This window comes from Dehalobacter sp. 12DCB1 (genome assembly GCF_004343605.1).
GTDB lineage: Bacteria > Bacillota > Desulfitobacteriia > Desulfitobacteriales > Syntrophobotulaceae > Dehalobacter.
In genome coordinates this window covers 293,493-306,920 of sequence record NZ_POSF01000002.1, presented here as the reverse complement: position 1 = coordinate 306,920, position 13,428 = coordinate 293,493, and the positions used below count along the sequence as shown (strand labels likewise).

The window sequence follows — 13,428 nt, the reverse complement described above, 5'->3', positions numbered from 1 at the left end:
TTTGTTTACAAAATTATGAAAAAACAGCACCGCATTTCGGGCATTTTTGCAGCGAAATCGGCACCTCAAGCCCGCATTGGTCAAGCAGTGCCTCGTCTGCCAATATTTCGGCAGCCGCTCCGTCGGCAGCAATTTCGCCGTCCTTGATCACGATGACTCTCGTGCTGATATCTAGGATCATATCGAGATCGTGGCTCGTAATGATTTTGGTATGTTCGAAACAATTCAGCAAGTTGATGACTCTACGGCGCGATCTTGGGTCAAGCGAAGCAGTCGGTTCATCCATAATCAGGACATCGGGCTGCATAGAAAGAACAGATGCAATCGCTGCTGCTCTTTTTTCTCCGCCGGACAGTTTAAAAGGCGGACGGTCTTTCAGATGTAAGATGCCGACCATCTCCAAAGCTTGAAAAACCCTGCTTTCCACCTCCTTTTCATCATAACGGTAATTCCGGGGACCAAAGGCCACATCGTCATAGACCGTCGACATAAAAAGTTGGTCATCCGGGTCCTGGAAAACCATTCCGAGTCTTTGGCGGATTAACGGCAATGTTTTTTTGGTAACGTGAATATCGCCGACCAACACCTCTCCGCTGCTCGGAAAAAGAACACCCATCAGTAACATGAGTAGGGTGGATTTTCCTGCACCGTTCGCACCGACAATACCGACCGACTCCCCATGGTGAATTGTGAATGAGATATCCTTAACCGCCTTGTTGCCGTCCGGATAAACATAATTAATTGTTTTGGTCTCTAACTTATGATGGCTCATTTAACTTATCACTCCTGATATTAATAGACCAATCATTAATGGAATATTAACCATTCTTGCTAAAATAAAAAACGACAGCCAGCCGCCGAAATAGGCGACATCCCTTAAGGTTACCCATGTGTCGGCTCCTGTATAGTATTCCCCTGTAAAACCGCGTACAAACATTGCCTGATACACTCTCTCGGCCCTGTCAATCGTCCGCAGGAGCAGCTGGCCAACGAGTGTTCCCCAAACACTGGGGTGAATGCCTTTTTGCTGGGGGGCTCGAAGCTTATATGCCCTTATGCTTCTGGATACTTCTTCGATCAAGACGGAAATATACCTGTATGTCAGCAGCAGCTGCAAAACAAAAAGCCGTGGAACCTTCAGCATACGCAAACCGGCGGCAAGTTTATCCATTCCTGTCGTACAAATGAGAATCAGAGCAGCTGTGATCGTGAAGAGACTTTTCAGCAGGATTGAAGCGAAAGTGATCCACCCTCTGGATATTGCAAATCCACCCACGATAATGACCTGAGAATCAAAAAACGGGTTTAAAATACCGATTGCAATAATAAACGGTTCGATCAGGAGTAATCTTGCCAGCACCTGTTTGATCGGCAGCTCTGCAAGAAAAAAAACCACCACCGGGTAGAAAAGCATGGGCAGCAAACCGATAATTTCATGCCTGTCATAGGAGACCACGACGAATAAGTATGCGATCGTCGTCAATATCTTAATCAGCGGATGAAGCTTATGGACAAACGTGTCCTTACAGGCCAGCTCATCCATGAGCCTCATGTTGTACAACGAACTTGTAAAGTCAGCCATTATTGCTTTTCAAGCCTACTTCCGGAATATAATAATTCAAGGATATCGTTTGATATCGTTTCCCACCGTAAGATGGTTCATGCAGTAACTTTCTTCTTTCTTTTCTTTACGTAGCGGATAAAAAAACCTATCATGACTGCCAATACGAGTGTCATCGCACCGCCCACCAATCCGGATACTGTTGTTCCTGCATCTACAGCTGGCCATGTTGCCTCAGTGCTTGTCTCTGAGGCCTGTTCTTCGCTCACACTGTCATCATTTTTAAAACTGTAATCCGGCAAAAATGCTGTTTTGCTTTGAATATCTGACAATATACCATAAATTCCACCAGACTCTGCCAGCTCCGTGATCCCGGCCGTCTTTTTCATAGACCATTCCAAGCCATCCGGATTTGACGATGCAAACCAGGAAAGTCCCCCACCGATAATGACTGCTGTAATAGCAAGTCCGTATATGATCCGTTTGAGGGAAGTATTGTCTGAGATTTTCCCCGATACCTGCTTTTCAATAAGTTCAGGCCGCGCTTTCCATACAAAAGTAAGCACTGCGGCGGTAACCAGCCCTTCTACAATCCCGATTGCAAGATGGATAGGCTGCATCATGAGCACAAAAGTTGAAAACGGAAGCTCCGTCTTTCCAGAAAAGAACGTTTCCAAAACAACGCTGAAAGCCCCCAGTTGAAGCCCGACAATCGCTGCAATCATCGAGCCGGCCATGATGCGTTTAGCCGAAAGCCCTTTTTTAACAAACCACTTGAATATCAGAGGATAAGTAATAAAACAAGTATAGAATCCCAGGTTGAATACATTACAGCCGTAAGCCAAAAGCCCGCCATCGCCAAAAAACAAGGCCTGTATCAACAATATTGATGCCATGGCCAGGAACCCAGCGTACGGCCCAAGCATAGCAGCTAGAATCAACCCTCCTCCAAGATGTCCACTGGAACCCGTTCCTGGAATCGAAAAATTGATCATCTGGGATGCAAAAACAAAAGCTCCCATAACTCCCATCAAAGGAACCTTTTTTTCCTCCAAATCATCCTGAATTTTTTTTATCGAATAAGCCGCTACCCCTGCGGTAGCGACCCACATGGTTCCACCAATTACCGGCGAAATCAAAGCATCTGCCATATGCATTCTACAGCACCTCCATATTTCTGTAAATTTTTCATGGACTGCTTAGATCAATTATAAATTACGCTTCAATTTTTACAATCCTGGTGGGGGGGATACATCGCGTATTTCTTCATATTCATTCCTACTTATTCCTATTTGCGTGCTGAATTAGGAACCTATGTCCAAACCAATGCCCAATATGGTATCGAACCTTGCACTAAAAACAAAAAAGCCGGGCGTGGCCACGGACTACAGAGCAAATCATCTTTTTTGTTTTTTTATTTGCCGTGATCAGGGGCTTTTTTCGAACTAAATACAAAGTTACGCTGCAACCAGTAACTGAATAAGAAAAGTGTTAATTCTGTGATAATCTTGGCAAAAACCAATGGTGTACCGATCAGAATGTGGAAGAGATACATCAGTCCGTAATTACATGCCATGATAAATACGACGAGTGAAAAGTATTTCGGGACAGATTTATAATGTTCCGTGTTTTGGTTCCGGGAAAAGACAAAGTAATGGTTCATGCTGTAATTGAAAATGGAACTGCAGACTCTTGCCCCAACTACAGCGATCAGTAGATTTGATGTGGAGAATTGAAACAATAGCAACAGAGCAAAGTCAAGCGCTCCGGACATCAAAGAAGAGGTACAAAATTTAAGAATCGGGTAATATACTCTGGCCGAATCTGAAAAGGTCCGGAAATGGGAGGATCTATTTTTTTCGTCATAGACTGTATTGATCCATACTTCGTAGAACCAATAGCCCGCTGCCTTCGCCTCGAGCAGAATGTTCATTTCATATTCAAATCTTTTCCCCTGGATGCCGCCTAACCAGTCGAACATATCAGCTGAATATCCTCTTAAACCTGTTTGCGTATCGGTCAAATGCGAACCCGAAGAGACAGAAAATACTGCCCGGGTTACCGTATTTCCGAAACGGCTGCGTGGAGGAACTTTGCCGGAAAACTTCCGGGAGCCAAGAACGATAAATCCGCGGTGTTCCTTGGCAACCTGGGCAACTCTGATGATATCTTCAGGTAAATGCTGTCCGTCACTGTCGGCACAGATAACCCCTTCTTTTTCACCTTTTTCCTTAATATATCGAAATCCCGTCTTCAGGGCAGCCCCTTTGCCTTGATTGACCGGATGTGTTAACACGGTGCAGCCCAATTTGCCTGCGCCTTTGAATATCCTCTCATAAGGCTTGCCACTGCCGTCGTCTACAATCACAATCTGAAAATCGCACTTTTCTTTTATATTCTCTATCAACCTTAGAAGCCGTTCATCCGGTTCATAGGCCGGTATAAGTATCGTCATCAGATTCTCTCCTTACATAACTGCACGATGATATCTACGATTGTAAGGGTTCATTATGTCCGTTACGTGAACTTTCAATTACGATTTTATGAATTTCATTCAAACGTTGAAGCAACCTCCTTAGCCATTTGTTCGAAATCAGTCAGCTGGTGAATGAATTTCTCGACTACTTCCGCATCAAATTGAGTCCCGGATCCCTGAATGAGCTGATTCCTGGCTTCCTCAAACTTCAGTCTGGAGCGATAGCGCCGGTCGGAAATCATCGCATCAAAAGCATCGGCAACAGAAATAATTCTCGCCGGGAACGGGATTTCATCTTTCGTCAGCCCTTCTGGATATCCTTTGCCATCGATGCGTTCATGGTGACATTTGACAATCGGAACCACCTCTTTAAACATCGATACGGCCGACAAAATTCTTGCCCCTTTCAACGGGTGTTTTTTAATTTCTTCATACTCTTTCTCGTTTAGCTTCTGGGACTTAAACAGAATATCATCTGAAGTACCTATTTTCCCAACATCATGGAAAATACCGCTGATCCGCAGCAATTCGAGCTCCTCCTTGGAGAAATGGAAAGCCTCACCGATTTTAACGGCAAAATAGGCTACTCTGTCGGAATGACCGCGGGTATAAATATCCTTTGCATCGACGACCATTCTTAGGGCTTCAATCGTATCCATGTAGGTTTCTCTGAGCTGATCATACGTTTTGTTCAGCTCATCATTTTTAATATTCACTAAGGAATGTAGAAACGCATTATTGATAGATGAGGAGGCCTGGTTGGAATAGATCTCAAGCAGTTTCAGTCCATCCTCAAGATCGTCCCCTTCTACAAAAATGATGCCAATGTCCTGAAGATATTCGTTAATCAGAGGAATAATTACTTTTTTATCAAGCTTAACGACCTTTTTATTGATTCTGGCGCTGCCAATAAACTCCATTAGTTCCGGATCAAGCATTTCCATAAAATCGGCCACTTTTTTCTTATATTTCCCAATCCCTTTAAATATGCTGTTATTGCCGGAACTAATCCTGGTGATATCATCGACCAGAATAAAAGCATTTTTACTGTTGACCAAAGGCAGGATTTCAGCCAGAATATCCTCCAGAATGTTGTCTATCGGCTGAAGCTGATATATTTTAGGAACAGACTGCAGAATTTTATTCAGGCCTTCCTGGAACTTCTTGATCGTCCGCATTTGGGAAATCGATTTGATTCCAGATTCAACGAGCAGGAGCAGCTGGTCAAAACGGTCACCTTTTTCGCAGTAACCCTGGATTTCCAGTGCTTTGATGGTTTCCAGCGGCGGAGCAAGATCCTTGTGGCCTGTCAGCAAAAGAATATACAGTTCGTTGTTGAACTCTCTGATTCTCTCTACGACCTTGTCTCCATGGATCGGATACATTAAATAGTCAAGAATCAACAAATCATACTTCTCTTCACGGACTTTTTCAATAGCCTCCAACGGATCGGTCAGGCCAACAAATTGGTAGCCGCTTCTTTTTAGGACAACAGACAGCGAATCAATAATTCCTTGTTCGTCATCAACAATTAAAATTTTGTAGTCTAGATTAACGCGATTAGTTGAACGTCTCATCGTTAGCCTCCTGTACGTGTGCGAATAGATAAGGAATTGTGATATAGAATGTAGTGCCGACGCCTTCCTGCGATTTAAACCTCATATTACCCGAAAATCGTCCTTTAATTGTAGAATACGACATGTAAAGTCCAAGACCTGTGCCATTTTTACCTTTGGTCGTAAACATTTCCTTGAACAGTTTTTTCTGCACTTCCTCAGGAATACCCTTACCATGATCGCTTAGAACAAATTCGAGGTTATGTCTTTCTTTGTAAATGCTGAAACCAATCTCTCCTATTTGTCCCTCGTAGGCATGCATTGCGTTGATGATCAGATTGTCAAATACTTGTACCAGGCTGTTCAGCTCTCCTCGTATTTCTGTCTGCAGATCAATTTGGAAATCAGGTTTAAGCTTGCAGTGGTATTTTTTCAGCTCATGCTTCATCAAAACGTCAATTCTTTTGACCAAATCTTCCACGGTGAACTTATCTGAGCCGGCGTAGTTCATCTGTACTGCCTGACCTTTAACTGCGCTGATAATATCTGTCATATAGGAACAGTATGGCTTCATCTTATCAAGCCATTCCTGCATCTCTTTTGCAATCTCGTAATGATCGGCAGGTGATACAGCTTTATCTTCAATAGATTCCTTGTATTCATTCGTTAAATCCTTGAGTGCCTCGATACCTCCGGCAATCGACATGATCGGTGTTTTCAGGTTATGGGCGATTCCGCCAATCAGCTGGCCAAGCGAAGCCAGCCTTTCTTGTTCCAGAATGATGGCCTGGTTTTCTTTCATCGATTCAATGTTTGCTTTTTCTTTTTCTTGGATTTTATTGAAGGCAATAATCAGATCCCCAATTTCATCATTGGAGGTAATTGCCAGCTTCTGATCAAGATCAACGTTAACGCCATGCGAGATGTCCGAGAGGTTTTTAGCAACCCTCGAAACGTCCTCACCGAGGGACCTGGAGAAGTAGTTTAAGACAATAAAGTTAATCATGAACAGCAGGATGAAGCTTACAGAAAAATAAACAATTGTATTATAGGAAGAAATATCATATTTAATACCAATAATATAATCGCCGTTAGGGCCTGGAACTCTTACAGATGTTCCCTGAGATTCGACTGTATAGTCTTCATAGATTCTTCCGTCATAGTTGTTCGATACTTCAATGGCATATTTAATAAAAAAATTACTTGCATTTTTATTATCAAGAGAAATATAATCTCCCTCTGGTGTAATAATAAACCTCGAATCATGGTCTTTATTCACCAAGACAATGCGACTTAGAGCCTCTATTACCTTTTTTTCATCATAAGTCCCCATGACAACATTCGTTTTTAGCTGTTCTGAATACATTTTATAAATAAGATCGCCTTTTTCGGTAATCAATCTGGAATAGCCAACTAAAGATGTAAATAAAATGGCGATGATAATTGTTGGCAAGACGTGAAGTATGATTTTTCTTCGAATGCTTAGATTTATTCCTTGAAGCTCATTATTGGCGGAAGTCTTTAATAGGATATTGGTAAACATTCTTTTGGAGAAAATGAAGGAGAAAAGTGCTGCCAGCGTTGCGAAAGAAAATACCAGAATGACAATTCGGTAGATCAAGGTTAACGGATGACTACCTGTGATAAATAGAATGATAAACAAGACAATGAGCGATACAATGATTTGTCCGAAATAAATAATATAGGGTATGTTAATACATTTTTTCCTGATCTTGTGCAGTTTCAAACGTGACTCCTCAGAATTTTCCGCTACTAAAGAAGCCCACTGATCAATATTGGAAAGCGACAATTTAAAAAATATGAAGCTCGGAATGATAATCAAAAACGTAATAATAATAAACTGAGTATTGTAGGATATATAGGATACGTCAACATCAAAGCTGGTATTGATGGATCCTGGTGGATAGTTGAATACAAACGGAATGATAAAATATAATGCGAGTACCGTACAAAGAATAACGAGTGTATAGATAAGTGTTATCTGCAGACTTATTCTCTTTTGAAAAGACTCTTTCATCTTTTTTAACATACAATGTTCCTTCTAACCTGGTTTTCATTTAGATAATTGATCTTGCTCATATAACAAATAATTTTTGAAATATAAGCCTGGTCAATATCCGGCCAGTCAAAATCTGCTAGGTTCAATTCATTCCGGGTAATCTCTGATTTAACATTCACCGTCTGAAAATAAGCAGAAAACTTTCCCTTTAGCAGCTCGTTAACGGCAGGACTGACGTTATGCTTTTTCATATTCTTTTCAACAATCTGAACAAAAACATCATTAGGAACAATTTCAATATGGATGCCCAAATTGTTTAACATCTCAACTACTTTGGCAAGGCTGACCGTTTTATGATTAAACAAATGGAAGATACGTGTTCCTGCAGATAAATTGATTAACCTGCCTATCGCTTCGCTGCAATAATCGACCGGAGTAAATTCTAACTGTTCATCCGTCCAGATTTTCGGAACAAAACCAAGCTCAATAATTGCTTTAATCCTCTCATAGAAACCATTTTCCTGAATATTTTTCTGAAATTGCCCGTCGTTGTAACGACCGGTCAAAACACCGATGCGATAGACATCCGCCTTTAAACCATTTTTGACGTTCTGATAAATAAATCGTTCCGATTCAAACTTGCTTTTTACGTAAACGTTGCCGCTGTAATCCTGTCCGATATACAAGTCTGATTCTGTAAAATCTACCCTTTCCTCGTGGATGTTATTTGTAAGATAGTTTCCCGACACAGTAATCGAAGAAACATAGTTCAGACGAATATCTCCCTGTAGACAGAATTCAGCTACTCTTTCTGTGCCTTTAATGTTGACATTCAGATAGTCCCTATATAACCCGTAATGCTTTACGATTGCAGCTGAATGAATGACTAGGTCGATCTTTCCCAGAAGATATTGATAAATATTGCCATCCAGTCCAAACTGGTCCTGCGCAATATCACCAGGAATAATGATGATCCGCTGGTTTAACTCCTGACTGTATCTTCCATTGAAATAAAAGTCCAGTTGTTTTCGCAGTTTATCTTCCGCTTCCCGAATCGTTTTTCCTCTCAATAAACAGTAAATATTACAGTCTTTTTGCTTAAACAGCTGTTCCAGCAAATGTATCCCTAAAAAACCAGTAGCTCCGGTCAGCAAGATGTGCTGCGCCCTCTTCAGGCTAGGCTGTACATCATAATCAAGACTAATCTCCTCGATCGGGTTTTCACTAATCAAACCACTTTGAGCACTGTCTTTTTGAGCCTCCATATTCTCGGATATTTGTCTGATCGTCTGATATTCATAAAGATCCTGAATCTCTATATCAATACCTTTTTTCGTCAACAGGACTTGAAGCTGGACAATCGTAAGTGAGTCTCCGCCTAGATCAAAGAAATTATCATCAATACCGACAGATTTTCTACCCAGTAAAGAGCACCAGACTTTCGCAATTGTCCTTTCTAATGAATTTCTTGGTAGAATAGGTTTTGCTGCATTTTCCTCACACTCAGGTAGTGAATTCCTGTCAATCTTATTATTTGGAGTTTTAGGAATGAAATCAACTGGGATAATATAGCTTGGGATCATATAATCAGGCAGATACTGTGCTAAATAGGCCTTTACCTCAGTACTGCCTATTTCTGTATCTGCAACAATATAAGCACATATTACTTTACTATTGTTTAAATTTTCTTTGACAACCGCAACGGCCTCCCTAATGTTAGGATGTTGAAGAAGTTCGTCTTCAATCTCACCAAGCTCAATTCGGTATCCTCTGATTTTTATTTGATAATCAGTCCTCCCCAGGTATTCAATATCTCCTTCTGGATACCACCTAGCAAGGTCCCCTGTTTTATAAAGTCTTTCTCCAGGAAGAAAAGGATTGGCAATAAAGCGTTCAGCGGTTAGATCGTCTTTTCCAAAATAGCCTTTCGAGACACCCGTTCCACCGATAAACAAATCCCCTGGAATTCCAATTGGCAGTAAATTCATATAGTGGTCAAGGATATAAACCTGCGTATTAGCAATAGGTTTGCCGATATGGGGCTTCCTTTCATAAGTAACATCGGCCATAGTCGACCAAATCGTCGTTTCGGTCGGCCCATATAAATCATATATTTTTGCTGAGGACGATACGACCCTTTTTAAATCGTTCAATACCGCAGTGGACATTGCTTCTCCAGTTACTAGAATATCAGTAAGATTTCTGATCCCCGTAAGCTCCAGATCGCTACTCAGCAGCAGCTGAACCCTTGAAGGTGTGGCCTGAAATATATTAATATCATGATTATACATTACTTTATTAAGTTCTTCCGGAATAATTTGCTGCTTTTCGTTCGCGATTACGACTGTGAGCCCCCTGCTGAGAGGCAATAAAGATTCCGCGACAAAAATATCAAAAGAAATCGTTGTGACCGACAGCATGACCTTCTCGGGAGAAAAGTCGATCTTTGCCGTTATTCCCGAAATCAGATTCACAATGGCTGAATGCTGGACCATGACACCCTTGGGCTTTCCAGTCGAACCGGATGTATAAATCAGATAGGCGATATCCTGTGGTGTATTGACTTTCGGCAGGTTAGCTAATCCAGCCAATTGTTCATTGTGACTAAAAACATCGATAACTTCCCCGCTGAAATGGATCTCTTTCATGAGTTTCTGACAGGTTAACAGAATCGTAGTATGGCTGTCTTCAAGCATATAATCGATTCGCTGGGAAGGATAGTCAGGATCAATTGGCAGGTAAGCACCGCCGGCTTTCAGTACTGCCAGGATCGATACAATCATCTCCAGAGAACGTGGAACAAAAATTCCTACAAATTTGTTAGCCCCAACGCCCTTGTCCCTGAGTACTCTGGCAAGCCGGTTCGCTCTTTGATTCAACTCATAATAGGAGATACTACTCTCCTCAAAAATCAATGCTGTTTTGGCCGGCGTTCTTTCTGCTTGTTCTTCGAATAACTGGGCAACCGTTTTGTTGTGAGGGAAGAATAATCCGGTGTTATTGAACTCACACAGGATTCTCTGCTTTTCCTTCTCTGAAATCATCTCTAGTTTGGAGATTTTTTTTACAGAATTGTCTAATGCATGCCAAAGAATTCTCAGCACATGGTCATGAATAAATTCAATTTCCTTGCTATAGAAAAGATCCGTCAGATAGTCATAGTCAATAATGATATTGCCGTCGTCTTCGCGTTCGTTAATATGAATATAAAGTGATTCTGTCTGGTGACCGCAAAAATGCCATCTGCCTTCACAGCTATTAATATCACTGTTTTTAACAAATTTGGCATTTTGGTAAGATACGGCAATTTCATATAATTTTTCGATACTTCTGTTGTGTTTTCTAACATGTTTTAAAATCTCATCATACGGATATTTTTGATGCCTCAGGATATCCATCCAGTTTCTAGTCAGCTTATGGCAGAAATCCTGGAAATTTGTATCGTTATCGATATTGACCCTAAGCGGTATCGTGCTGATGAACATTCCGACTGTTTTCTTTTCCCGAGCATTGGCGCGGTTCAGTACAGGCACCCCAAGAACGATATCTTCTTTATTGGATATTCTATTGATATAGATACAGAGCGCGGAAATATAAAGGGTAAAAATCGATGTTTTATTTTCCAGGCAGTATTGAGAAATTTTTCCGGACAATTTATTGGGAATTTTAAACGTTTTTCTAACAGCTTCGGTATGGTTTATCTTGGCTGCTTTGCTTTTCAGTGTGGTCATTTCCGGTGTATCCGCAAAGACATTTTCCCAGTATTCCTTATCTTTGATATACTTAGGAGAATGCATGTACTCAAGTTCACTATGGACATATTCCAAATAAGAAGGGTCATTTTCCTGATTAAAGGAAACGCCTTCTTTCAGCATGTTATAATACTCCATAATTTTATTGCCTATATAAACAACAGTCCACCCATCAGAAATGAGATGGTGGATTTTGCAGTATATCACATTCTCTTTTTCGTTGATTTTAATGATAGAAAAATAAACCAGCGGGCTGTCATTAATGGTAAATGGTTTTTTGGTCTCATCCTGGTCCCAGACATACAGCCGTTTGAGACCACCCTCGCTGAAATCAAAGAAATCTATTTTCGAATATGTAAATTCGGCAACATATTGGAATACCTGTCCGTCTTTTTCCCGAAACCTGAACCTGAGCGCTTCATTTTTTTCGATCACAAGGTTGATGGACTTTTCGAGAAGCCGGAGATCTATGCTCTCTTTAATTTTCAAGGTTGAAGCAATATTGCCGATGCTTGTGCCTGGATGAAGTTTCTCTAAATACCAAATGCCTCTTTGCGGAATTGATAATGGATAATATTCGACCATAGAACAGCAGCCCTCCATAAATCTGCAAATTTTCCCGTACCTTGTCAACCTTATAAACTATGGCTTGTATTCAGAGAAGCTCAAAAGTCTGAATATCGGATGTTTACCTCATGAACTTCGGGACTGAATTCTTTTTCGCAGCCGCATGCTGCTACAGCGTAACCCGGATCAAATGGGCAAATATAAAAGAACAGCCCTTCATTCGGATAAGAAAAACTGGATCCGGCCATGCTGGAAAAATCAGCTTCTTTAAGATTACCCGCAAGGCCTGTGCCCTTTGCTTTAAGATAGCTTTCTTTAAGCGTCCAAAGTTTAAAAAAGTATTCTACTTTCCTGTCCTGGCTGAGGCTCGTTAAGAACCTGTTCTCTTGTTCAGTAAAATGCTGTCTGGCAATCTCCAGGTCAACCGGACGGATCTGTTCGAGATCAACACCTACTTTTTGATCGCTTGTCGCACAAACAACCCATTCTCCAGAGTGGGCAATACTGAAATGAAATGCTTCTAGGTCTTTGACATAAGGCTTGCCATAATCGTTTACACCAAAAGAAATTTCAGCATTTCCTCGGAAATAATTTTTCCTGACAATTTTGCGGATAAGCAGTTCTCCCAGTAAAGATCTTTTCACATCTTCGATATACTTCATTCTGCCCAAACTTATTTTTCTTTTTTCCGAGATTAGTTGGGTATAGGCATTAATCTCATTTTCGGAAATACAGGCTAAATTACAACCGAATATGTTAATCATGGAGCATTAATTCTTTTTTTTTCCTTAAATTCCTTTAACATAATCCATTTTGCTTTTATTTTTTAAATTATATTTGAAAATTAGATAAGAAATTTTTTAAGGTCGAGGATATGCAATGCTCTGAGTCATATTCTAACATTTGAGCCTATTTTAAGCAATTTTTTTCGACAAAAAAAGCCATTTACATTTTCCCCGGAATTGGCTTGCTTTAAAGTATCATGGCGGTCAAAGAAGACAGCACAGAGTTTTGATGTCTCGGGCTGTCTTCTTCAAAATATTAAAGATTTGTTGACTATTGATTCTTTATTCTGGATATTGAATAAGATCAATCCTATATCAGATCATTTAGAAAACGATCCCCATTGCAATTAAGAGGAGAATGATAACCACTACGATCGCGATGCCGCAGAGGCAACCGCCGCCGCCAAATGTTCCGCCGAAAGTACCTGCTCCAACTGCCATGTTTTTCACCTCCCGGTCAAAGAATACCTGATAAATGCTGCATGCCAAAATTGATTTAGAAGATAACGCCCAGAGCAATCAGGATCAGTACTGCAATAGCGATTATGCCAGCACCGGCACCCATTCCGCAGCCACGGCCATAACCATAAGAACCGTACATATTTTTCCCCCTCCTCGTATCTTAACTTCTTAAGAACTGATTTCGAAATATCTTATTCACAAGCCAGGCAAATTGCAACCTTAATTTCCCAATATTTCTATTAATTGCTT

At 40.9% G+C, this 13,428-nt stretch carries 8 protein-coding genes; all 8 read right to left on the bottom strand.

Annotated features, from left to right (window positions below; all coding sequences use genetic code 11):
• Positions 1-13 precede the first annotated feature (13 nt).
• On the bottom strand, positions 14-772 hold the full coding sequence (locus C1I38_RS02025; RefSeq protein WP_119775678.1) for an ABC transporter ATP-binding protein: 759 nt from the start codon (positions 770-772) through the stop codon (positions 14-16).
• Positions 773-1,582 (bottom strand): cobalt ECF transporter T component CbiQ, encoded by an 810-nt coding sequence (gene cbiQ / locus C1I38_RS02020; RefSeq protein WP_020492444.1) that lies wholly within the window; start codon positions 1,580-1,582, stop codon positions 773-775.
• Positions 1,583-1,659: 77 nt separating this feature from the next.
• The gene (locus tag C1I38_RS02015) at positions 1,660-2,718 is read right to left on the bottom strand and encodes an energy-coupling factor ABC transporter permease (RefSeq protein ID WP_119775676.1); all 1,059 of its coding nucleotides are present in this window, start codon (positions 2,716-2,718) and stop codon (positions 1,660-1,662) included.
• A 257-nt stretch (positions 2,719-2,975) separates the two neighbouring features.
• Complete coding sequence (locus C1I38_RS02010; protein ID WP_119775674.1) at positions 2,976-4,016, bottom strand: bifunctional glycosyltransferase family 2/GtrA family protein; 1,041 nt, start codon at positions 4,014-4,016, stop codon at positions 2,976-2,978.
• Positions 4,017-4,111: 95 nt separating this feature from the next.
• Positions 4,112-5,614, bottom strand: a complete 1,503-nt coding sequence (locus tag C1I38_RS02005; RefSeq protein WP_020492447.1) for an HD domain-containing phosphohydrolase — start codon at positions 5,612-5,614, stop codon at positions 4,112-4,114.
• Positions 5,598-7,643: a HAMP domain-containing sensor histidine kinase gene (locus C1I38_RS02000; protein ID WP_199698263.1), complete on the bottom strand. Its 2,046-nt coding sequence runs from the start codon at positions 7,641-7,643 to the stop codon at positions 5,598-5,600. The genes C1I38_RS02005 and C1I38_RS02000 overlap by 17 nt, the downstream gene beginning before the upstream one ends.
• The gene (locus C1I38_RS01995) at positions 7,637-11,950 is read right to left on the bottom strand and encodes a thioester reductase domain-containing protein (protein ID WP_119775672.1); all 4,314 of its coding nucleotides are present in this window, start codon (positions 11,948-11,950) and stop codon (positions 7,637-7,639) included. Before C1I38_RS01995 ends, C1I38_RS02000 begins: the two co-directional genes overlap by 7 nt.
• 80 nt (positions 11,951-12,030) lie before the next feature.
• Complete coding sequence (locus C1I38_RS01990; protein WP_020492450.1) at positions 12,031-12,696, bottom strand: 4'-phosphopantetheinyl transferase superfamily protein; 666 nt, start codon at positions 12,694-12,696, stop codon at positions 12,031-12,033.
• Positions 12,697-13,428 lie beyond the last annotated feature (732 nt).

Coding starts and splice junctions, on each gene's coding strand:
- C1I38_RS02025 (WP_119775678.1), bottom strand. CDS start 772: ATGAGCCATCATAAGTTAGAGACCAAAACAATTAATTATGTTTATCCG.
- cbiQ (WP_020492444.1), bottom strand. CDS start 1,582: ATGGCTGACTTTACAAGTTCGTTGTACAACATGAGGCTCATGGATGAG.
- C1I38_RS02015 (WP_119775676.1), bottom strand. CDS start 2,718: ATGCATATGGCAGATGCTTTGATTTCGCCGGTAATTGGTGGAACCATG.
- C1I38_RS02010 (WP_119775674.1), bottom strand. CDS start 4,016: ATGACGATACTTATACCGGCCTATGAACCGGATGAACGGCTTCTAAGG.
- C1I38_RS02005 (WP_020492447.1), bottom strand. CDS start 5,614: ATGAGACGTTCAACTAATCGCGTTAATCTAGACTACAAAATTTTAATT.
- C1I38_RS02000 (WP_199698263.1), bottom strand. CDS start 7,643: ATGTTAAAAAAGATGAAAGAGTCTTTTCAAAAGAGAATAAGTCTGCAG.
- C1I38_RS01995 (WP_119775672.1), bottom strand. CDS start 11,950: ATGGTCGAATATTATCCATTATCAATTCCGCAAAGAGGCATTTGGTAT.
- C1I38_RS01990 (WP_020492450.1), bottom strand. CDS start 12,696: ATGATTAACATATTCGGTTGTAATTTAGCCTGTATTTCCGAAAATGAG.